The organism is Luteimonas terrae, from assembly GCF_031457535.1.
GTDB lineage: Bacteria > Pseudomonadota > Gammaproteobacteria > Xanthomonadales > Xanthomonadaceae > Luteimonas > Luteimonas terrae_A.
In genome coordinates this window covers 13,731-32,789 of the sequence record NZ_JAVDWO010000020.1, presented here as the reverse complement: position 1 = coordinate 32,789, position 19,059 = coordinate 13,731, and the positions used below count along the sequence as shown (strand labels likewise).

General features: G+C 66.3%; 18 protein-coding genes. 15 read left to right on the top strand and 3 right to left on the bottom strand.

The annotated features are described in order from the left end of the window. Positions 1–4: 4 nt before the first annotated feature. The 4 genes from J2W68_RS17660 (at position 5) to J2W68_RS17645 (ending at position 3,217) form a co-directional block, all read left to right on the top strand. Complete coding sequence (locus J2W68_RS17660) at positions 5–667, top strand: hypothetical protein (protein WP_310238642.1); 663 nt, start codon at positions 5–7, stop codon at positions 665–667. 108 nt (positions 668–775) lie between these two features. After that, positions 776–1,630 carry a GIN domain-containing protein gene (locus tag J2W68_RS17655; protein WP_430539774.1) on the top strand — a complete coding sequence of 285 codons (855 nt, stop codon included), beginning with the start codon at positions 776–778 and terminating at the stop codon, positions 1,628–1,630. A 26-nt stretch (positions 1,631–1,656) separates the two neighbouring features. After that, entirely contained in the window at positions 1,657–2,388 is a 732-nt protein-coding gene (locus J2W68_RS17650; protein ID WP_310238639.1) for a hypothetical protein, read from the top strand. Positions 2,389–2,542: 154 nt separating this feature from the next. Next, on the top strand, positions 2,543–3,217 hold the full coding sequence (locus J2W68_RS17645; RefSeq protein ID WP_310238637.1) for a hypothetical protein: 675 nt from the start codon (positions 2,543–2,545) through the stop codon (positions 3,215–3,217). A 101-nt stretch (positions 3,218–3,318) separates the two neighbouring features. On the opposite strand, the gene J2W68_RS17640 is transcribed toward J2W68_RS17645, so the two are convergent. Continuing rightward, positions 3,319–4,734, bottom strand: a complete 1,416-nt coding sequence (locus J2W68_RS17640; RefSeq protein WP_310238635.1) for a class II fumarate hydratase — start codon at positions 4,732–4,734, stop codon at positions 3,319–3,321. Between the two features lie 121 nt (positions 4,735–4,855). On the opposite strand from J2W68_RS17640, the gene purB reads away from it, so the two are divergent. Further along, entirely contained in the window at positions 4,856–6,238 is a 1,383-nt protein-coding gene (gene purB, locus J2W68_RS17635) for an adenylosuccinate lyase (RefSeq protein WP_310238632.1), read from the top strand. Positions 6,239–6,260: 22 nt separating this feature from the next. Beyond that, positions 6,261–6,659, top strand: coding sequence for a VOC family protein (locus J2W68_RS17630; RefSeq protein WP_310238630.1), 399 nt, complete (start codon positions 6,261–6,263; stop codon positions 6,657–6,659). A 54-nt stretch (positions 6,660–6,713) separates the two neighbouring features. On the opposite strand, the gene J2W68_RS17625 is transcribed toward J2W68_RS17630, so the two are convergent. Next, positions 6,714–6,869 (bottom strand): hypothetical protein, encoded by a 156-nt coding sequence (locus J2W68_RS17625; protein WP_310238628.1) that lies wholly within the window; start codon positions 6,867–6,869, stop codon positions 6,714–6,716. Positions 6,870–7,063: 194 nt separating this feature from the next. Here J2W68_RS17625 and J2W68_RS17620 point away from each other — a divergent pair, with 194 nt between their 5' ends. The 9 genes from J2W68_RS17620 (at position 7,064) to J2W68_RS17580 (ending at position 17,836) form a co-directional block, all read left to right on the top strand. Further along, a complete protein-coding gene (locus J2W68_RS17620; protein ID WP_310238626.1) occupies positions 7,064–8,284 on the top strand; it encodes a cupin domain-containing protein in 1,221 nt (406 codons plus the stop codon). Continuing rightward, positions 8,281–9,192, top strand: coding sequence for a GNAT family N-acetyltransferase (locus J2W68_RS17615; RefSeq protein ID WP_310238623.1), 912 nt, complete (start codon positions 8,281–8,283; stop codon positions 9,190–9,192). Before J2W68_RS17620 ends, J2W68_RS17615 begins: the two co-directional genes overlap by 4 nt. Positions 9,193–9,390: 198 nt before the next feature. Next, a complete protein-coding gene (locus J2W68_RS17610; RefSeq protein ID WP_310238620.1) occupies positions 9,391–12,231 on the top strand; it encodes a 2-oxoglutarate dehydrogenase E1 component in 2,841 nt (946 codons plus the stop codon). A 58-nt stretch (positions 12,232–12,289) separates the two neighbouring features. After that, positions 12,290–13,525 carry a dihydrolipoyllysine-residue succinyltransferase gene (gene sucB / locus J2W68_RS17605; protein ID WP_310238617.1) on the top strand — a complete coding sequence of 412 codons (1,236 nt, stop codon included), beginning with the start codon at positions 12,290–12,292 and terminating at the stop codon, positions 13,523–13,525. 108 nt (positions 13,526–13,633) lie between these two features. Next, on the top strand, positions 13,634–15,076 hold the full coding sequence (lpdA, locus tag J2W68_RS17600; RefSeq protein WP_310238615.1) for a dihydrolipoyl dehydrogenase: 1,443 nt from the start codon (positions 13,634–13,636) through the stop codon (positions 15,074–15,076). Positions 15,077–15,213: 137 nt separating this feature from the next. Beyond that, entirely contained in the window at positions 15,214–15,807 is a 594-nt protein-coding gene (locus J2W68_RS17595) for a TIGR00730 family Rossman fold protein (RefSeq protein WP_310238612.1), read from the top strand. Positions 15,808–16,087: 280 nt separating this feature from the next. Continuing rightward, complete coding sequence (locus tag J2W68_RS17590) at positions 16,088–16,381, top strand: GIY-YIG nuclease family protein (protein ID WP_310238609.1); 294 nt, start codon at positions 16,088–16,090, stop codon at positions 16,379–16,381. Between the two features lie 17 nt (positions 16,382–16,398). Further along, a complete protein-coding gene (locus tag J2W68_RS17585) occupies positions 16,399–17,391 on the top strand; it encodes an acryloyl-CoA reductase (RefSeq protein WP_310238606.1) in 993 nt (330 codons plus the stop codon). Positions 17,392–17,455: 64 nt separating this feature from the next. After that, positions 17,456–17,836, top strand: a complete 381-nt coding sequence (locus tag J2W68_RS17580; RefSeq protein ID WP_310238600.1) for a response regulator — start codon at positions 17,456–17,458, stop codon at positions 17,834–17,836. 192 nt (positions 17,837–18,028) lie between these two features. Here J2W68_RS17580 and J2W68_RS17575 read toward each other — a convergent pair whose 3' ends face one another. Further along, complete coding sequence (locus J2W68_RS17575; protein ID WP_310238597.1) at positions 18,029–18,937, bottom strand: DnaJ C-terminal domain-containing protein; 909 nt, start codon at positions 18,935–18,937, stop codon at positions 18,029–18,031. Positions 18,938–19,059: the final 122 nt, after the last annotated feature.

The window sequence follows — 19,059 nt, the reverse complement described above, 5'->3', positions numbered from 1 at the left end:
ACCCATGAAAGCTACAACCGTCACCGCATTCGCCCTTGCCCTGTGTCTGCCGATGGCTGCCTGGTCGGCGCCGCCCGAACGCGGTGGCGTGCGGGAGGAGATCCGCCGGGATCTGGAAGACGCCCGTCGTGACATCCGCACCGATCTTGCCAAGGCCCGCGCCGAGCTCGACAGCGAAAATCTCGACGTCGGCAACAGCCTGCAGGTCCATGGCGACGGACGTCGCAAGACGACGGCGGAATCGAAGTTGCCGAAGGCAGAGATCACCCCGCAGGGCGATTTCCTGATCGACGGCGAGTCCATCGCCGTCGACGCGTCGCAGCGCCGCCAGTTGCTCGCCTACCGCGGCATGGTCATCGAGGTCGCCAAGGCCGGTATCGACATCGGCGAGGTCAGCGCGCTGGCGGCCGTGGACTCGGTCGACCGCGGCGTGTTCTCGCTGATGGTCGGCGCGATGACCGGCAGCCTGGAGCGTCGCATCGAGCGGACCGTTCGCACCACGGTCGGACCGGGCGTCCTGCTGATCTGCGACCGCATGCCAGCCCTTCGAGACGCACAGCAGCAGTTGGCCAACGATCTTCCGGCATTCCGGCCCTATGCGCGTCTGGAGGCGCAGGACGCGGATAACTGCCGCAACGAGGTCCGCCGCGAGTTCGTGAGGCGCTGAAGGCCGCACGACTCGCGCAAGCCCATCGATTCAGGTTAGCGTCAGCCACCACGCACGCCTCGGCCTAGCAATGATGCAGGCCGGACACTTCGCCAGGGAGTTTCCACTATGACGTCAGCCATCTCCGCTCGCCCATTGTTCGCCACGCTCATTGCTGCATCGCTGGCACTGCCGTTCGCGGCGCAGGCAGAAGACAGCCCGAAGTGCCGTCACAGCCAGCCCCGCGATCTGGCCCTGCAGCTCGACGGTGTGCGCACCGTGCGGTTCGAAATCGGCAACAGCAAGTTGCGCGTCGACGGCGCCGAGCGTCCGGACGCCACCCTGCGTGGCCGCGCCTGCGCATCGAGCGAAGCCATGCTGGCCTCGCTAGTGCTCGAACAGCAGCGCTCGGGCGAGACCCTGACGGTCACCCTGCGCCGCACGTCGAACTCGACCGGCTGGATGGGTAACCAGTACGCCTACATGGATCTTTCCGGCCAGGTGCCCGCGAACGTGCTGGTGCAGGCAGTCGTCGGCTCGGGTGACGTGTGGGTGACCGGCGTCTCGGCTGCGAGCGCCGATGTCGGTTCCGGCGATGCCGAACTGCGGCGCATCCACGGCCGCGCGACCGCCAAGGTCGGCTCGGGCGACATCACGGTCGACGACGCAGGTGCGCTGAAGGTGCTGTCGATCGGCTCGGGCGACGTCGAGGCCCGCGGCATCCGCGGCGCGGTCGAAGTCGGCAGCGTCGGGTCTGGCGATTTCAAGCTCGAAGGCGCGGACGGCGATGTCCGCATTGGCAGCCTCGGCTCGGGCGACATCGATCTGCGCGACGTGCAGGGCAACGTGCATGTCGGCTCGATCGGTTCCGGCGATGTCGACGCCCGCGTCATCGGCGGCGACCTCGAAGTGGCCGCCAAGGGCAGCGGCGAGGTGTCGCACCGTGATGTGCGCGGCACTGTCAGCGTGCCGCGCAAACGTTGACCCCTTCCCGATCCGGAGGTCCGACCATGAACATCCTGCCGTCCCGTGCACTGCCCCTTGCCCTGCTTCTCGCCTGCGCGGCCACGCTGACCGCGTGTGGCCGTGAGGACACCACCCCACCTGCGAGCGCCGGCGCCGCCACCGCGCCGGCGGAAGAAGGTTTCATCGCCCGCAGCACCCGACGCGCACTGGAAACGGCGCGCAGGGATCTGGTCGAGAAGAACATCAGCGTGGGCGGCAGCGGTGGCGGCGGATTGAACATCAACGGCTTCCGCTTCGGCGGCGACGACAGCCGCACGTCCAGCCTGCCGAAGGCCGAGATCAGTCCGACCGGTGATTTTCTGATCGACGGCAAGATGGTCGAAATCGACGCCGCGCAACGCGAGCTGCTGCTGACGCATCGGGCCAACATCATCGCGATTGCCGAGGCCGGCATCACGATCGGCCTCCAGGGTGCCCAGCTCGGCGCCGAAGCCGCAAAGGGCGCGATCGCCAGCGCGCTGTCGGGCCAGTCCGCGGAGTTCGAGCAGCGCATGGAAGCCGAGGGCGCGAAGATCGAGGCCGAAGCCGACAAGCTGTGCGACAACCTGCCACCGCTGCTCGCCTCGCAACAGGCGCTGGCGGCTGCACTGCCCGCCTTCCAGCCCTACGCGACGATGGACGCGACCGACGTCGAGGACTGCCGCAAGGACACCGTCGTCGATCGTGACAACGAGGCCGCGGAAGCGGACGCTGCGTCGGAACCGGCATCGAACTGACCGGCGGGACGCATTGATACAGACGTCTTGTCTGCCGGATGACGCGCCCTGAACGGACCACCTCTTGATCTTCCGCAGGTGACGCAGGCCGTCGCGTTTCGCTGCCAAGGCTCGGATGATCGCGACCCGCTCACTTGGATAAGGAGTTTTCCGCATGGATCGTGGACTCGGAGGCCGACTCGAAACCCTTGAGCGACAGCACCGACGGACCGTGATCGCGCTGGGCACGCTCTGCGTGCTCGTGATCGCCTCCGGTCTCTTCCTGCTGCTGCGTCCCGCCGCGGCAATGACGGTTCCCGACACCCTGCGTGTCAGCGAGCTCGTGGTGGTAGACCGCGAGGGGACCGAACGCGTGCGACTGTCGGGCGATATGCCGGACGCGGTGATCGAGGGCCGCCGCATCGATCGAGGCAGCAAGGCTGCTGGCGTGATGCTGTACGACCGGACCGGTCAGGAGCGAGGCGGCTATGTGACCTGGGATAAAGGCGACAATGTCGGACTGACACTGGATGGCCGCAAAGGCCAGAACGCCCTGTTCGTCGCCGGCCCCGACGGATCGACATCGCTGCAGATCTGGCATGGCCAGCAGGCCCTGGATCTGCGCGCGGACGCTAACGGCGCGCGCCTGAGCCAGTCGAACAACGGCCAGATGCAATTGCAGCTGCCGCAGATCGCGACACTTTCCAGCGCGACCTGCGGATTGTTCCGCAACGGCTTGAGGCCGGAAGTGCCTCAAGGTCTGCCGATGGCCCAGGTTCGCGACATCTGCAGCAGCCGTTTCAGTACGGCAGCCTGCGATGCCTGCCTCGCGGAGACCGGCACGCGGTAGCGCCGCCACGGCGTGGTTCGAGGCGCGCCCTCCTCCTGCAGCGAATGCGACTGCACTGCGCTGCAAACGAGGCCGGCCCTTGGCCGATCTTGTGCCAGCCGTCAGCCGCCGCCGCTGGCGCCTTCGTGGATGCCGCCCTTGGTCAGTTCGGCGGGATCGAGCAGCGTTTCGAGTTCGGCATCCGACAGGCCGCTGTCCTCGCGGGCGATGTCGAGCACCGGGCGCTGTTCCTTGTAGGCGCGCTTGGCGATCGCCGCGGCCTTCTCGTAGCCGATGATCGGGTTGAGCGCGGTGACCAGGATCGGGTTACGCGCGAGCGCGGCGTCGACGTTCTCACGGCGCACCTTGAGGCCGGCGATCGCGTCGTCGGCCAGCAGGCGGGTGACGTTCGACAGCAGCTGGATCGATTCGAGCAGGTTCGCCGCAATCAATGGCAGTGCGACATTGAGCTGGAAGTTGCCGGTCTGCCCGGCGACGGTGATCGCGGCGTGGTGACCGATCACTTGCGCGGCGACCATGACCGTGGCCTCGGGAATCACCGGATTGACCTTGCCCGGCATGATCGAGCTGCCCGGCTGCAGCGCCGGCAGTTCAATCTCGCCGAGACCCCCGAGCGGCCCGGAGTTCATCCAGCGCAGATCGTTGGCGATCTTGATCAGCGCGACCGCGAGCGTATTGAGCTGGCCGGACAGTTCGACAGCATCGTCCTGGGTCGCGATGCCTTCGAACTTGTCTTCGGCCGAATCGAAACTGGTACGGGTCAGCGTCGAGAGTGCGCGCGCGACCTTTTTCCCGAACTGCGGATGCGCGTTGATGCCGGTACCGATCGCGGTGCCGCCGATCGGCAGGCGGCGCAGGCGCTTGAGCGCATCGCTCAGGCGCGCTTCGGCCGAGGCCAGCTGCGACGACCAAGCGCCGAATTCCTGCGCGAACGTGAGCGGCATCGCGTCCATCAGATGCGTGCGGCCGGTCTTGACCACCTTGCCGAGCGAACGGCCGCGCTTGTCGATTGTGCGGCGCAGGTGCTTGAGCGCCGGCAGCAGGTCTTCGACGACGGCGAGCTGCGCCGACACGCGGATCGCCGTCGGCACGACGTCGTTCGAACTCTGGCCCAGATTGACGTGGTCGTTGGGGTGCACTTTGCGCGTAGCGGTCGAGGCCAGCGTCGCGATGACCTCGTTGGCATTCATGTTCGACGAGGTGCCCGAACCGGTCTGGTAGATGTCGACCGGGAAATGGGCATCGTGTTTGCCTTCGGCAACTTCGAGCGCCGCGACGCGGATCGCCTTGCCGGATTTCTCCGGCAGCAGGCCGAGGCCCGCGTTAACCTCGGCGGCCGCGGCCTTGACCAGACCCAGCGCACGGATGAAACCGCGCGGCATCGGCCGGCCGGAAATCGGAAAGTTCTGCACCGCGCGCTGGGTCTGCGCGCCCCAGAGGGCGTCGGCAGGCACCTGCAGCTCGCCCATGCTGTCGTGTTCGGTACGGAACGCATTCGCGTCGTGGGTCTTGCGCATCGATTCGGCTCCAGGAGGGGGAATGACTCGGCTGGCACGGTCGCTGGCGTCGTGCCCGCAGGATACGCGAGGGCCGCACAGGCTAAAATGACGGCTTCGCCCGCTGCGCCCCACGCCTCCCATGTCCGACACCCAGAAGACCGAAGCCGCCCTGCTCGCCCTGTCGCCGCTCGACGGCCGCTACGCCACCAAGGTCGATGCGCTGCGTCCGATCTTCTCGGAATACGGCCTGATCCGTGCCCGCGTGCGGGTGGAGATCGAATGGCTGTTGGCGCTGGGCGACGAGCCGGGCATCGTCGAACTGCCCGCGTTCGACGACGCGCAGCGCGCCCGCCTGAAGGCGCTTGCGGAGGATTTCTCGGTCAGCGACGCCGCGCGCGTCAAGGCGATCGAGCGCACCACCAACCACGACGTCAAGGCGGTCGAATACTTCATCAAGGAACAGCTCAAGGACGATACCTCGCTGGCGCCGTCGCTCGAATTCGTGCATTTCGCGTGCACCAGCGAGGACATCAACAATCTATCCTACGCCCTGATGCTGTCCGAAGCGCGCCGGGATGTGCTGCTGCCGACGCTCGACACACTGATCCAGACGCTGCGCACGATGGCCCATGACCATGCGGCGCTGCCGCTGCTGTCGCGGACGCACGGGCAGACCGCATCGCCGTCGACCATCGGCAAGGAGCTGGCCAATGTCGTCGCACGTCTGCAGCGCCAGAGCGAACTGCTGTGGGAGGTCGCACTGACCGGCAAGATCAATGGCGCCGTCGGCAACTACAACGCGCATGTGGTTTCGTACCCCGATGTCGACTGGCCGGCGTTCGCGCAGCGCTTCGTCGAATCGCTGGGCATCGACTTCAATCCCTACACCACCCAGATCGAGCCGCACGACTGCGTGGCCGAGATCAGCGATGTGCACAAGCGCATCAACACGATCGGCGTCGATCTGTGCCGCGACATCTGGGGCTACATCTCGCTGGGCTACTTCAAGCAGGCGCTCAAGGAAGGCGAAGTGGGCAGTTCGACGATGCCGCACAAGGTCAACCCGATCGACTTCGAGAACGCCGAAGGCAACTTCGGCATCGCCAATGCGCTGTTCGAACATTTCGCCGCCAAGTTGCCGATCAGCCGCTGGCAGCGCGACCTCACCGATTCCACGGTGCTGCGCGCGCTGGGCACCGCATTCGGCCACACCCTGATCGCACTCGATGCGCTGCAGCGTGGCCTCGGCAAGCTCAGCGTCAATCCCGAACGCCTCGCGGCCGACCTCGATGCCTCGTGGGAAGTGCTGGCCGAGGCCGTGCAGACGGTGATGCGCCGCCACGGCCTGCCCAATCCCTACGAGCAGCTCAAGGCGCTGACCCGCGGCCAGGGCATCACCGCCGAGTCGATGCGCAGCTTCGTCGACGGACTGGACCTGCCGGCCGAGGACAAGGCGCGCCTGCGCGATCTGGTGCCGGGCGGCTACACCGGCCTGGCCGAACAACTTGCGCGCGACATCTGATCGCAGGCGACAGAGGCGCGGCATGGATCTGCTGGTCAATCTTGACGTCCCGGATCTCGATCGCGCGCAGGCGTTGTATGTCGAGGCGTTCGACCTGCAGGTCACTCGCCGTTTCGGCGATGCGGTTGTGGAACTGACCGGGCTGCCGGTGCGCCTGTATCTGTTGCACAAGCCCGCAGGCAGCCTTGGCGCCGGCCAGGCGCCACGCGATTACACACGTCACTGGTGCCCGGTCCATCTGGATGTCGTGGTCGATGCACTCGATGCCGCGCTCGCACGCGCCGAACGCGCGGGCTTCGTGCGCGAGGGCGAGGTGCGCGACGAGGTCTTCGGTCGCATTGTCCAGCTCGCCGACCCGTTCGGGCACGGCTGGTGTCTGCTGGAATTCAGTGCACGCGGATATGACGCGATTGCGCGATAACTGAGCCCGCTTCGATCGTCATCCCGGCGAAGGCCGGGATCCAGTGACTTGCCGTCAGTCGGCAAGCTGAAGGCGCTGGATGACCCGCCATTCGGCGGCTTGGAAGCGCCCGGCATTCGCCGGAGTGACGACTGACCCGGCAATTTCAACTTCTTCGTCATGCGCATCAGAGATGACAGGCCGCTTTCCCAGCGAAAGCTGGGGGCCCATTGTCGTGGTTGCCTCCCGCCTGCATCGACTCAAGCAATCTCAAGATCAAGATGGATCAGCGTGATCAGACATTCGTCTGTTGAAAGCCGCTGGAGGAGGCCGGAAGTACTGGCGCGCCTTGAACCACCATTGTTCGGCATCCAGAACCTCCGCCCCATCGAGCCAGCCCCCGTTTTCGCGTAGGCTCCCCGCCCATGAGCAGAGCCCCACTCCCCTTTGAAATCGACGCCCGCACATACGCCGGCGACGGTCCGCTCGGCATGCCTGCCGCGCACTTCCTGCGCGACTACTGGCAGAAGCGCCCGCTGCTGATCCGCAATGCGTTTCCGGACCTCGAAAGTCCACTGCAGCCTGAAGATCTCGCCGGCCTGGCCTGCGAGGAAGTGGCGCTGTCGCGGCTAATCCGGCACGACCGCGCGCGCGATGCCTGGCAGGTCGAGACCGGCCCCTTCGACGAGGACATGTTCCCCGGCCTCGGCGATCGCGACTGGACGCTGCTGGTGCAGGACGTCGACAAGTGGGACGCCGATGTCGCGGCGCTACTGCCGCATTTCGCATTCCTGCCGCGCTGGCGCATCGACGACATCATGGTCAGCTTCGCGGCGACCGGCGGTTCGGTCGGCGCGCACGTCGATCAGTACGACGTCTTCCTGCTGCAGGGCCAGGGCCACCGCCGCTGGCAGATCGACGCCTCCGACGCGATGGGCCGCGGCGTGCCGCCGCAGGATTGCCGCGACGATGTCGAACTGCGGTTGCTGCGCGAGTTCGCGCCGACCCACGAGTGGGTGCTGGGCCCCGGCGACATGCTGTACCTGCCGCCGATGGTGCCGCACCACGGCGTGGCGGAAGATCCCTGCCTGACGTTCTCGGTCGGCATGCGCGCGCCGTCGGTCAGCGAACTGATGGGCGACTATATCGACACGCTGGCCGCCGAGGCCGACGAATCCATCCGCTATCACGACGAGACCCTGCAGCCCCCGGCCGATCCGAACGAGATCGACGCCGACGCGATGGCGCGCGTGGTCGAGGCGCTCAATGTGATGCGGATGAAGGATCCCGATCGCCTCGGCGACTGGTTCGGCAGCTTCATCACCGGTTACCGCAATGCGCAGCAGGTGGTCGCGGGTGGCGCCGCGCCGCCGCGCATCGAGCTCGAATGGCTGCTGTCGCAAGGCCAGGCAGCGCTGCACCGCAATCCCTTCACCCGGATGGCATGGCGCCAGGCCGCGAGCGGCGCGCGGCTGTTCGTGTCGGGCACCGCGTGGCCGCTGCCGCTGCGCGATGCACGCACGCTGGCCGCCGAAGCGCAGATCGATGGCCGCGCCTACGCGGCGCTCTCGGGCACCGGCCGCGATACGCTGCTCGACCTGCTGGCCGAGGGCCACTACACCCTGCTGGACGCCGAGGACGCATGAGCGCGGCGGCGCCGTTCCGGGTCGCCATCGTCACCGATGCCGGTGACCTGGCCGCAGCGCATGCGGTGCGTACAGCGGTCTTCGTCGACGAACAGGGCGTGCCGGCCGCGCTAGAACGCGACGCGCTCGATGCACTGAGCAGACATGTACTGGCGACCGACGCCGATGGCAGGCCGATCGGCGCAGGGCGGCTCGCACCGGACGGTCGTATCGGCCGGCTTGCGGTCCGCAGCGACTGGCGGGGTCGCGGGGTCGGCGAGGCGATGCTGCGTGCGCTGCTCGACGCTGCGCGCGACGCCGGCCTGCGCGACACCTATCTGCATGCACAGCTGCAGGCGATGGCCCTGTACGCACGCGCCGGCTTCGTCGCCGAGGGCGCGCGTTACGAAGAAGCCGGCATCGCGCATCGCACGATGCGCCGCGTTGCCGGCGCGACGTTCCCGGTCGACGATCTTGCAGCCGCGTTGGATACGACGGTCACCCTCATCGCCGCCGCGCGGCGCACGCTGTGGCTGCGCACGCGCGATCTCGATCCCGATCTCTACGACCACCCGGACGTGCTCGCCGCCTTCCGTCGCGCCGCCACCGGGCGTCGTCGCGTCCAGGTACAGGTGCTGTTGCAGGATCCCTCGACCGCACAGCGACGCGGCTCGGCACTGCTGGCGCTGTCGCAGCGGCTGAGCAGCGCATTCGCATTCCGCGCGGTCGAAGATCCGGTGGATCGCGAGTTCGCGGGCGCGTTTCTGGTCAACGACGTCGGCGGCTTCCATGTCCGCCCGCTGGGGCATCGCGTCGACGGTGAGGCCGCGACCGATCTGCCCGGCCGCGCCCGCCAGTTGGCGCAGCAGTTCGCACCGGTATGGGAACGTTCACGCGCCTGCAGCGAGTTCCGCGCCCTGGGCATCTGAGCCGTTTCTACGCATTCCGACGCGCCCGGGCCGCTGCGCAGACGCTGTGTTGCGCGTCGACCGGAGTCGCCCGATGGTGCATCGCGGCGAACGACCCGCGTATACTCTCCGGCGTCGTTTCGCGCCAGATCCCGCCTGTTTTCCGGAGATCGCTCCGGGTCAGCCCTGCCCTTTCCAAACGAGCACGAATCACCCGACGTGGACAGTCTCCTGAAGCAGTTTGCGCAGTCCTCCCAGTTCGGCGCCAATGCCGCCTTTATCGAAGACCTGTACGAGCAGTACCTCGTCGATCCCGACAGCGTCGGTTCGGACTGGAAGCGATGGTTCGATGCTTTCAAGGGTCGTGAAGCCGGTGATGTGCCCCACTCCGCAGTGGTGTCCGCCGTGGCCGAAGCCGGTCGCAAGGCGCTGCGCGGCGTTGTCGAGTCGACGCCCGGCGGTGCCGGCGACGAACGCGAGCGCCATGTCGGTCGTTTGATCACGGCTTACCGCTCACGCGGCCATTTGGGCGCCAAGCTCGATCCGCTGGATCTGGCTCCACCGCTCAATCCGCCGGATCTGGGCCTGCCCTTCCACCAGCTCACCGATGCCGATCTCGACGACGAGTTCAGCACCGGCGGCGTGGGCGGCCAGCCGCGAATGAAGCTGCGCGACCTGCTCGCGCTGCTCAAGACCACCTACTCCAGCCAGATCGGCGCGGAGTTCATGCACATCCCCGATTTCGAACAGCGCAGCTGGCTCTACCAGCGCCTCGAAGCGGCCGGTGGCCGTTTTGCACGCAGCGAAACGGAGAAGAAGCGCATCCTCGAGCGCCTGACCGCGGCCGAGGGTCTCGAGCGCTACCTGCACACCAAGTACGTCGGCCAGAAGCGCTTCTCGCTCGAAGGCGGCGACGCGCTGATTCCGCTGCTCGACAGCGTGATCCAGCGCGCCGGCAAGGAAGGCGTCAAGGACATCGTGATCGGCATGGCCCATCGCGGTCGCCTCAACGTGCTGATCAACACGCTCGGCAAGAACCCGCGCAAGCTGTTCGACGAATTCGAAGGCAAGTTCGATCACCACGACACCGATCGCGCCCACACCGGCGACGTGAAGTACCACATGGGCTTCTCGGCCGATCTGACGACGCCCGGCGGCCCGGTCCACCTGGCGCTGGCGTTCAACCCGTCGCATCTGGAAATCGTCAACCCGGTGGTCGCCGGCAGCGTGCGTTCGCGCCAGCACCGTCGCCGCGATACCGAGCGCAAGCTCGTGCTGCCGGTGCTGCTGCACGGCGACGCGGCCTTCGCCGGCCAGGGCGTCAACATGGAACTGTTCCAGATGTCGCAGGCCCGCGGTTTCGCGGTCGGCGGCACGGTCCACGTGGTCATCAACAACCAGGTCGGCTTCACGACCAGCGATCTGCAGGACGCGCGCTCCACGCTGTACTGCACCGATGTCGCCAAGATGGTCGGCGCACCGATCCTGCATGTGAATGCAGACGATCCGGAAGCGGTGGTTTACTGCGCGGAACTCGCCTACGACTTCCGCCAGCAGTTCGGCAAGGACGTGGTCATCGATCTCGTCTGCTACCGCCGCCACGGCCACAACGAGGCCGACGAGCCGGCGGCGACGCAGCCGCTGATGTACCAGATCATCCGCAAGCACCAGACCCCGCGCGAGCTCTACACCGCGAAGCTGGTGGCCGAAGGCGTGCTTGCCGAGGCCGATGCCAAGGCGATCGTCGATGGTTACCGCAACAAGCTCGATGCGGGCGAAGTGACGGTCGAGCTGGCCGACGCCAAGCCGAGCGACTACGAGCTGACGATCGACTGGGATCCCTACCTCGCCGGCCGCCTGACTGACACGCTCGACACCACGGTGTCGGTCGACAAGCTCAAGGCGCTGGCGACCCAGATCACTACGCTGCCCGACACCATCACGCTGCAGGCCCGCGTCGCCAAGATCTACGACGACCGCCGCAAGATGGCGCGCGGCGAGCAGGCCGGCGACTGGGGCTTTGCCGAAAACCTCGCCTACGCCACCCTGCTCGACGCCGGCCACCGCCTGCGCCTGGTGGGCCAGGACAGCGGCCGCGGCACGTTCTTCCACCGCCACGCGGTGCTGCACGACCAGGCGTCCGGCGACACCTACATGCCGCTGCGCGAGCTCGTGCAGAACCCCGAAGACGCGACGATCATCGACTCGCTGCTCAGCGAGGAAGCGGTCATGGCGTTCGAGTACGGCTACGCATCGTCGGAGCCGGGCACGCTGTGCATCTGGGAGGGCCAGTTCGGCGACTTCGCCAACGGCGCCCAGGTGGTCATCGACCAGTTCCTGTCGTCGGGTGAAGCCAAGTGGGATCGCCTCTGCGGTCTGGCGCTGTTCTTGCCGCACGGCTACGAAGGCCAGGGCCCCGAGCACAGTTCGGCGCGTCTTGAACGCTTCCTGCAGCTGTGCGCGCTCGACAACATGATGGTCTGCGTGCCGACCACCCCGGCGCAAGCCTTCCACATGATCCGTCGCCAGCTGTGCATGACCACGCGCAAGCCGCTGGTGGTGATGACGCCGAAGTCGCTGCTGCGTCACAAGCTGGCCGTGTCCTCGCTTGAGGAACTGGCCAACGGCGAGTTCCAGCACCTGATCCCCGACACCGACGCCGACCCGAAAAAGGTCACGCGCGTGGTGGCGTGTTCGGGCAAGGTCTATTACGACCTGCTGGAAGAAGCCCGCAAGCAGGAGCTCGACAACGTCGCGCTGCTGCGTGTGGAACAGCTGTATCCGTTCCCGCGCGAACTGCTGGCCGCCGAGCTCAAGCGCTTCCCGAAGGCCACCGAGGTGGTCTGGTGCCAGGAAGAGCCGCAGAACCAGGGCGCCTGGTACCAGATCAAGCACCACCTCGAGTTCTGCTCGGGGCCTAAGCAGTCAGTGCATTACGCCGGTCGCGCACGCTCGCCCTCGCCCGCCGTCGGTCATTTCAACGACCACGTCACCGAGCAGCAGCAGCTGATCGCCGATGCGCTGGTCAACGATCTCGCCGGCAAGGTGCTCGCCGAGTAATCCGGCGCGCATCCCGCTCATCCATTTCCCCACATTCAACGCTTTTCCAGGAAGCCACATGGCCACTGAAATCAAAGTCCCGGTCCTGCCCGAATCCGTCTCCGACGCGACCATTGCCACCTGGCACAAGAAGGTCGGCGATGCGGTCAAGCGCGACGAGAATCTCGTCGACCTGGAGACCGACAAGGTCGTCCTCGAAGTCCCGTCGACCGTTGACGGTGTGCTGAAGGAAATCAAGTTCGAAGAAGGCGCGACGGTCAACAGCCAGCAGATCATTGCGATCATCGAGGAAGGTGCTGCCGCCGAAGCGCCGGCCGCCGAATCGGGCGCCAAGGACAAGGAAGCGCCGGCCGCCGGTGCCGAGGAAGTGCAGCCGAAGGCGGAGGCCAAGAAGGCCGACGACAAGGCGCCGTCCTCCACCAAGCCGCAGTCGTCGGGCAAGAGCGACGGTCTGCCGCCGGGTGCGCGCTTCACCGCGGAGTCCAAGGGAATCGACGCCTCGCAGGTCGAAGGCACCGGACGCCGCGGCGCGGTGACCAAGGAAGATCTGCTGAACTACGCCTCGGGCAAGACCCCGGGCGTGTCGGGTGGCGCCCGTCCGGAAGAGCGCGTGCCGATGACCCGCATCCGCAAGACCATCGCCGCGCGCCTGATGCAGTCGAAGGAATCGATCGCGATGCTGACCTCGTTCAACGAGGTGAATCTCAGCAAGGTGATGGCGCTGCGCAAGGAGCTCGGCGAGCAGTTCCAGAAGGACTACGGCATCAAGCTTGGTTTCATGAGCTTCTTCGCCAAGGCCGCCGCCAATGCGCTGGCCAAGTATCCGGTGGTGAACGCCTCGGTCGACGGTAACGACATCATCTATCACGGCTACGCCGACATTTCGGTCGCCATCTCGACCGATCGCGGTCTGGTGACGCCGGTGCTGCGCAACGTCGAGCGCCAGGGCTTCGCTGAAATCGAGCAGGGCATCGCCGATTTCGCCAAGAAGGCGCGCGACGGCAAGCTGGGTCTGGACGATCTGCAGGGCGGCACGTTCACGATCACCAACGGCGGCACCTTCGGCTCGCTGATGTCGACGCCGATCGTCAACCCGCCGCAGTCGGCGATTCTGGGCATGCACGCGATCAAGGAGCGCGCGATCGTCGAGAACGGCCAGGTCGTGGCCGCGCCGATGATGTATCTGGCGCTGTCCTACGACCATCGCATCATCGACGGCAAGGACGCGGTGCTGTTCCTGGTCGACATCAAGAACCAGCTGGAAAACCCGCACCGCATGCTGCTCGGGATGTAAACCCGAGCAGCACGGGATTGGGGATTGGGGAATCGGGAATCGGCAGAGCCGTCCCCCGCTTTGCCCAATCCCCAATCCCAAATCCCCATTCCCGTGTGAGCGAATGAAATGAGCGAAACGCAACAATTCGACGTCGTCGTCATCGGTGCCGGCCCGGCCGGTTACCACGCTGCCATCCGCGCCGCGCAGCTGGGCAAGAAGGTCGCCTGCATCGACGCGGCGCTGGGCAAGGACGGCAAGCCCGCGCTCGGCGGCACCTGCCTGCGCGTGGGCTGCATTCCGTCGAAGGCGCTGCTCGATTCCTCGCGCCAGTTCTGGAACATGGGCCACATCTTTGGCGACCACGGCATCAGCTTCAAGGACGCGAAGATCGACGTCGAAGCGATGATCGGCCGCAAGGACAAGATCGTGAAGCAGTTCACCGGCGGCATCGCGATGCTGTTCAAAGCGAACAAGGTCACGCCGTACTACGGCTTCGCCACGTTGCACGCCGACCGCCTGGTCAAGGTGAAGCAGCATGACGGCAGCGAGGTCGAGCTGACCGGCGCCAACGTGATCATCGCGGCCGGTTCGGATTCGATCGAACTGCCATTCGCGAAGTTCGACGGCGACACCATCGTCGACAACGTCGGCGGCCTGGACTTCACCGAAGTGCCGAAGCGCCTGGCTGTCATCGGCGCAGGCGTGATCGGTCTCGAGCTCGGCAGCGTGTGGAAGCGCCTCGGCGCTGAGGTCACGATTCTCGAAGCGCTGCCCGACTTCCTCGCACTGGCCGACGCCGAAGTGGCGAAGACCGCGCTCAAGGAGTTCAAGAAGCAGGGCCTCGACATCAAGCTGGGCGCCAAGGTCTCCAAGACGGAGATCACCGGCAAGGGCAAGAAGAAGGAAGTCGTGGTCAGCTACACCGACAGCAGCGGCGAGCAGACGATCACCGTCGACAAGCTGCTGGTCGCGGTGGGCCGCAAGGCTGCCAGCAAGGGCCTGCTGGCCGACGACAGTGGCGTGAAGCTCACCGAGCGCGGCCAGATCGAGGTCGACGACCACTGCCACACCGGCGTCGACGGCGTCTGGGCGGTCGGCGACTGCGTGCGCGGCCCGATGCTCGCGCACAAGGGTTTCGAGGAAGGCATCGCGGTCGCCGAACTCATCGCCGGCCTGCCGGGCCACGTCAACTTCGACACGATTCCGTGGGTCATCTACACCGAGCCGGAACTGGCCTGGGTCGGCAAGACCGAACAGCAGCTCAAGGACGAAGGCATTCCCTACAAGGCGGGCAGCTTCCCGTTCGCCGCGAACGGCCGTGCGGTCGCGATGATCGAGGCCACGGGCTTTGTGAAGGTGCTCGCGCACGCCGAAACCGATCGCGTGCTCGGCATGCATCTGGTCGGCGCGAACGTCTCCGAGCTCGTGCACGAAGGCGTGCTGACGATGGAGTTCAGCGGCTCGGCCGACGACCTCGCCCGCATCTGCCACGCCCATCCCTCGCTGTCGGAAGTGGTGCACGACGCGGCGATGGCGGTCGACAAGCGGTCGATCCATAAAGCCAACTGATCGAACGGTGGGATTGGGAATGCGGGATTGGGGATTCGATAGAGCCCTCGCCGCGATCTGACCGATCCCGAAAATGGACGCCGGGCATTGCCCGGCGTTCGCATTTCCAAATCCCCAATCCCGAGTTTCGAATCCCGATGAAAAGCATCTGCGTCTACTGCGGTTCCAACGCTGGCAACAAGCCCGTCTACGCCGAACGCGCGATGGCGCTGGGTGATCGGCTCGCGAAAGACGGCCTGCGTCTGGTCTACGGCGGCGGCAACGTCGGCCTGATGGGCACGGTGGCCAACGCCGTGCTGGAAGCGGGTGGCGAAGTCACCGGCGTGATCCCGCAGCAGCTCGCCGATTGGGAAGTCGCGCATCGCGGCCTGACCGAACTCGAGATCGTCGATTCGATGCATGCGCGCAAGATGCGCATGTTCGAACTCTCCGACGGCTTCGTCACCCTGCCCGGCGGTTTCGGCACGATGGAAGAAATCTTCGAGATGCTGACCTGGCGCCAGCTCGGCATCGGCAACAAGCCCTGCGCCTTTCTTGACGTCGATGGGTTTTATGCGCCGCTGATCGGCATGATCGATCGCATGGTCGAGGAGCGTTTCCTGCATCCCGACCAGCGCGCGGATCTGTGGTACGGCAGCGACATCGACGAGATGCTGGCGTGGATGCGCGCGTATGAACCGGCGCAGGCGAGCAAGTGGATCGACGAGAAGCGGCGGAGTGTTGTGGGGTAAAGCAGTGGAGCTCCCCGCGCTAAGCGCGAAAGTTTGCGCCCGACCCGTCTTCACATGAGTGTCTGCTCTGAGCTAAGTCGCTGGATCCCGGCATGCGCCGGGATGACGAGCGAAAAACACTGTGGACGAAGGCTCAGCACGCACGGCTTAGCCGGATTGGCGAGCGGAAAAGCCTGACACCCATATATACCGTCGTCCCGGCGCAGGCCTGGACCTAGCGACTTACCGCGCAGCCACCAGCTGACTAGCATCGGGCAACGATGCGCGACCGAGCAAGTCAATGCGGGAACGGATTCCCTGCGTCTACATCCTTGCGAGCAGCCGCAATGGCACGCTTTATGTCGGTGTCACTTCAGACATTGTGAAGCGCGTCTGGCAACACAAAGCAGATCTCGTCGCCGGTTTCACGCAGCGACACAGGATCCACACACTCGTCTGGCACGAAGTGCACGAGACAATGCAGTCCGCCATCGCACGCGAGAAGGCACTCAAAGAGTGGAAACGTGCCTGGAAACTCGCACTGATCGAAGACGCCAATCCATACTGGCACGACCTGTATCCTGACCTCATCTGACACCACGAGGTTTCCGGATGCCCATTCCCGCCCGTTTCGACGCCTTCCGTATTTACAACGATGACGCCGGCTATCGCAGCGGCATCGAGCAGATCGCCCTCGCCGACCTCGCCGACGGCGAGATCGACATCACGGTTGCGCACTCGTCGGTCAACTTCAAGGACGCGCTTGCGGGTACCGGCAAGGGCAAGATCCTGCGGCGCTTCCCGATGGTCGGCGGCATCGACGTCGCCGGGCATGTCGTCGCCTCGCGCGATCCGGCGTTCAAGGAAGGCGACGCGGTGCTCGTCACCGGCAGCGGGCTTTCCGAAACGCGCGACGGTGGTTACACGCAGTACGCGCGCATCGAGTCGAAGTGGGCCGTGCCGCTGCCGGCCGGGCTGAGTTTGCGCGAGAGCATGATTCTCGGCACGGCCGGCTTCACCGCGGCGCTCGCGCTGCTGCGCATGCAGGAGAACCGGCAGACGCCCCAGCTGGGCCCGCTCGCGGTCACGGGTGCCACCGGTGGCGTCGGCTCGCTTGCGGTCGACATCTTCAGCAGCGCCGGCTTCGAGGTGCATGCGATCAGCGGCAAGGCCGAGCACGCGGAGTATCTGACCATGATCGGCGCGTCCGAGGTGCTCGGCCGCGACGTGCTCGGCACCACGCGTCCGATGGAGTCCGCGCGTTTCGGCGGCGGCCTCGACAACGTTGGCGGCCCGATGCTGGTCAGCCTGCTCGCGCAGACCGTGCCCTACGGCAACGTCGCTACCGCCGGGCTCGCGGCGAGCGCCGATCTGCATGCCACCGTGATGCCCTTCATCATCCGCGGCGTGTCCCTGCTGGGGGTTGCGTCGGCTGGCACCCCGCGCGATGTCCGCGATCAGGTCTGGCAGCGCCTGGCCAGCGAATGGAAGCCACGCCATCTCGATGCGATCTGCACGCGCGAGATCGGCCTGGCGGAATTGCCGGACGTGTTCGACACCATGCTCGGCGGCGGCTCGTTTGGACGGACGCTCGTCACGCTTTGACGTGCGCCGCGCGCGCGAGGCTGAATGCGCGGCTAGAATCGCAATCGTCATAAGGGGGGAATCGATGGCACGCATTCTGATCGTGGACGACTCGCCGTCCCAGCTCATGGGGATCCGGCGGATCGTCGAAAAACTCGGCCACGTGCCGCTGACTGCGGAAGATGGCCAGGCCGGCGTCGACGCGGCCAAGCGCGAGCTGCCGGACCTGATCCTGATGGATGTGGTGATGCCGAACCTCAACGGGTTCCAGGCCACGCGTTCGATCACCCGTGAGCCGACGACCGCCCACATCCCGGTGATCCTGGTGACCACGAAAGACCAGGACACCGACCGCGTCTGGGGCATGCGTCAGGGCGCGAAGGCCTATCTCACCAAGCCCTTCAGCGAGGTCGAGCTGTCGGACGCGATCCTCAAGACCATCGGGGGTGGCGCGCCGGCTGCTTGAGTCGTCGCGGGCTTAGGCGCGGCGCCTCGGCTTTCGCCCAGGCGCATCTTGATCGTCGTGATTGAGAGAGAACGGCGACTTCAAGACAGGTCCCGGCTCGGCAATAGGTTCGTCTGTTGAAAGCGCTGGGATGACGATAGGCGCACGCGCCAACGGACGCGCCGGACGCGACGTCGACGCTTTCGCGTCAGTTCACTTCTTCCCCACCGCGAACGCATCGCGCAGCGCCTCGTAGGCCGCGATCTGCTGCAGATCCTTCGCCACTGGCGCCTGGATCTCGAGTTCGACGATCTGATCGCCGTCCGGCGCGCCGCCAGCGCCGGGCAATCCACGCCCACGCAGGCGCAGCTTGCGTCCCGCTTCGGAACTGGCCGGAATCTTCAGGTCCACGTGCCCACCGAGCGTCGCCACGCTGATCGTCGCGCCGAGTGCGGCATCCCACGGCGCGATCGGCAACGTGTGGATGATGTTGCGACCGTCGACTTCGAAATCCGGGTGCGCGGCGTATTCGATCTCCAGCAGCAGGTCGCCGCCGTGCTGGCCCTGACGTGGCAGACGCACCACCTGGCCTGGACGGATGCCACGGGGGATCTTCACTTCGAAGGTCTTGCCCATCACCGGTACCCGCACGCTGTCGCCGCGATGGATCGTTTCCAACGGCACCGCGAGGCGCGCACGCGTATCGCCGCGCGGCTGCTGCGGGCCACCGCGGCCTGGCTGCTGCGGACCGGCATAGCCGCCGGCGCGCCGGCCGAACATCTGTTCGAAGAAATCGCTGAAACCGCCGCCTGCGCCGCCGCCTGCGAAGATCTCGTCGAAGTCCACGCCACCCGGTCCGCCGCCGAAGCCACCCGGAGGCGGTTGCACTTCGTCGCCAGGGCGATAGCCGCGCGCGCGCAGCTGGTCGTAGGCCTTGCGCTTGTCCGGATCACGCAGCGCCTCGTAAGCCTCGTTGATTGACTTGAAAGTGTCCTCCGCGCCCGGCTCCTTGCTGACATCCGGGTGGTATTTGCGCGCGAGCCGGCGATATGCGGTCTTGATCTCCGCATCGCCCGCGTTCGGCTCGACGCCGAGAATTTCGTAGTAATCCTTGAACTGCATGTGTCCGTGTCCGATGCGGGCGCGTGGCCCGCCGCCCAGTGGAACGCCATAAACGGCGACGGCCCGCAGGATACCCGCAGGCCGTCGCCACGTCGTGGACTCCACAACCGTCGACCGCCCGG

Excerpts from the sequence above, each read along its gene's own strand:
- J2W68_RS17630 (WP_310238630.1), top strand. The coding sequence starts at position 6,261 with ATGGATCTGCTGGTCAATCTTGACGTCCCGGATCTCGATCGCGCGCAG.
- J2W68_RS17590 (WP_310238609.1), top strand. The coding sequence starts at position 16,088 with ATGCGGGAACGGATTCCCTGCGTCTACATCCTTGCGAGCAGCCGCAAT.
- J2W68_RS17645 (WP_310238637.1), top strand. The coding sequence starts at position 2,543 with ATGGATCGTGGACTCGGAGGCCGACTCGAAACCCTTGAGCGACAGCAC.
- J2W68_RS17650 (WP_310238639.1), top strand. The coding sequence starts at position 1,657 with ATGAACATCCTGCCGTCCCGTGCACTGCCCCTTGCCCTGCTTCTCGCC.
- lpdA (WP_310238615.1), top strand. The coding sequence starts at position 13,634 with ATGAGCGAAACGCAACAATTCGACGTCGTCGTCATCGGTGCCGGCCCG.
- sucB (WP_310238617.1), top strand. The coding sequence starts at position 12,290 with ATGGCCACTGAAATCAAAGTCCCGGTCCTGCCCGAATCCGTCTCCGAC.
- J2W68_RS17585 (WP_310238606.1), top strand. The coding sequence starts at position 16,399 with ATGCCCATTCCCGCCCGTTTCGACGCCTTCCGTATTTACAACGATGAC.
- J2W68_RS17655 (WP_430539774.1), top strand. The coding sequence starts at position 776 with ATGACGTCAGCCATCTCCGCTCGCCCATTGTTCGCCACGCTCATTGCT.
- J2W68_RS17575 (WP_310238597.1), bottom strand. The coding sequence starts at position 18,937 with ATGCAGTTCAAGGATTACTACGAAATTCTCGGCGTCGAGCCGAACGCG.
- J2W68_RS17640 (WP_310238635.1), bottom strand. The coding sequence starts at position 4,734 with ATGCGCAAGACCCACGACGCGAATGCGTTCCGTACCGAACACGACAGC.
- J2W68_RS17660 (WP_310238642.1), top strand. The coding sequence starts at position 5 with ATGAAAGCTACAACCGTCACCGCATTCGCCCTTGCCCTGTGTCTGCCG.
- purB (WP_310238632.1), top strand. The coding sequence starts at position 4,856 with ATGTCCGACACCCAGAAGACCGAAGCCGCCCTGCTCGCCCTGTCGCCG.
- J2W68_RS17595 (WP_310238612.1), top strand. The coding sequence starts at position 15,214 with ATGAAAAGCATCTGCGTCTACTGCGGTTCCAACGCTGGCAACAAGCCC.
- J2W68_RS17620 (WP_310238626.1), top strand. The coding sequence starts at position 7,064 with ATGAGCAGAGCCCCACTCCCCTTTGAAATCGACGCCCGCACATACGCC.
- J2W68_RS17580 (WP_310238600.1), top strand. The coding sequence starts at position 17,456 with ATGGCACGCATTCTGATCGTGGACGACTCGCCGTCCCAGCTCATGGGG.
- J2W68_RS17615 (WP_310238623.1), top strand. The coding sequence starts at position 8,281 with ATGAGCGCGGCGGCGCCGTTCCGGGTCGCCATCGTCACCGATGCCGGT.
- J2W68_RS17625 (WP_310238628.1), bottom strand. The coding sequence starts at position 6,869 with ATGGGCCCCCAGCTTTCGCTGGGAAAGCGGCCTGTCATCTCTGATGCG.